Source organism: Candidatus Zixiibacteriota bacterium (assembly GCA_021159005.1).
In the GTDB taxonomy this organism is placed as follows: Bacteria; Zixibacteria; MSB-5A5; order UBA10806; family 4484-95; genus JAGGSN01.
In genome coordinates this window covers 1-1,332 of record JAGGSN010000196.1, presented here as the reverse complement: position 1 = coordinate 1,332, position 1,332 = coordinate 1, and the positions used below count along the sequence as shown (strand labels likewise).

General features: G+C 46.8%; 1 protein-coding gene. It reads left to right on the top strand.

Annotated elements, in window-relative coordinates:
- The first annotated feature begins 59 nt into the window (after positions 1-59).
- On the top strand, positions 60-1,298 hold the full coding sequence (locus J7K40_12640) for an ISL3 family transposase (protein MCD6163239.1): 1,239 nt from the start codon (positions 60-62) through the stop codon (positions 1,296-1,298).
- The last annotated feature ends 34 nt before the right edge of the window (positions 1,299-1,332 follow it).

The following is a 1,332-nucleotide window of genomic DNA, read 5'->3' as shown; positions in this document are numbered from 1 at the left end:
TTTTGGGTCTTCAATAAACTGTGTGGGTAAGTAAAGCAAAGATATGTATACTTACCATTATGAAAGACAAAGATTTATATGGGCAGATACTGGGACTTAGTTCACCATGGTATGTAGCGGACGTATCCCTGCGGCTTGGCAAGGGAATGGTTAAGATTTATGTTGCAGTTGAGGAAGGGGCACAGTTATGTTGCCCGGTCTGCGGAAAGGCATCACCAGGCTATGACAAGCGCAAGCGCAAGTGGCGCCATCTTGACACATGCCAGTTCAAAACGATGATTGAGGCTGAGGTTCCGCGTATTAAATGCCCGGACCACGGAGTCCATCAGGTGACAGTTCCATGGGCTGAGAACGGATCACGCTTTACAGCATTGATGGAGGCGCTGGTAATCAGTTGGCTCAAGGAGGCGAGTATCCATGCGGTATCAGGGCTGATGGATCTCACATGGACAGAGGTTGACGGAATCATGAAGAGGGCTGTTAAGCGCGGCTTGTCCCGGCGTCAGGCAAGCACCGCAAAAAGATTGAGTGTCGATGAGACATCGTTTCAAAAGCGCCATGAATATGTAACCGTTGTGACATCGCAGGACGACGGTGCAGTTGTTTATGTTGGCAATGGCCGCAGCCAGTCGTGTTTGGACGATTATTACAGTGGATTGAGCGTAAAGCAACTGAACAGCCTTGAGGCAGTATGCATGGATATGTGGCCGGCGTATATGGCATCAACTCGTGAGCATGTGCCTGATGCTGATTTAAAGATAGCATTCGACAAGTTTCATGTTGCAAAGCATCTCGGTGACGCAGTTAACAAGGTTAGGCGGGAGGAGCATAAAAAGTTAATGAAAGAGGGCAGGGATGAGTTGAAGAACACAAGATACCTGTGGCTGATCAATCCGGAAAACATGACAAGAGAAAAGTGGCGGGATTTCAAAAGCCTCAGGGAAAGTTCATTGAAAACAGCGCGTGCATGGGCGATTAAGGAAACAGCAATGCGCCTATGGCACTACCAAAGCAGAAGTTGGGCAATTAAAGCCTGGACATCCTGCATTAACTGGGCAATGAGAAGTAAACTTGAACCTGTTAAAAAAGTCGCGCGATTGATTCGTGAGCATCTGTGGGGAATAATTAATGCGATTGTTCTGAAAGCCAATAACGCAAGAGCTGAAAGCATGAATGCAAAGATACAAAAAATCAAAGCGCGCGCTTGTGGATTCAGGAATAGAGACAGGTTTCGTAATGCAATATACTTCCATCTGGGTGGCTTGAATCTCTATCCCGATTCCGTTGAGGCAATCTAAATGAAATTCAACCCACACAGTTTATTGAAGCGCC

Bases quoted from the DNA above. Each gene is read 5' to 3' on its own strand.
- J7K40_12640 (MCD6163239.1), top strand. From the start codon at position 60: ATGAAAGACAAAGATTTATATGGGCAGATACTGGGACTTAGTTCACCA.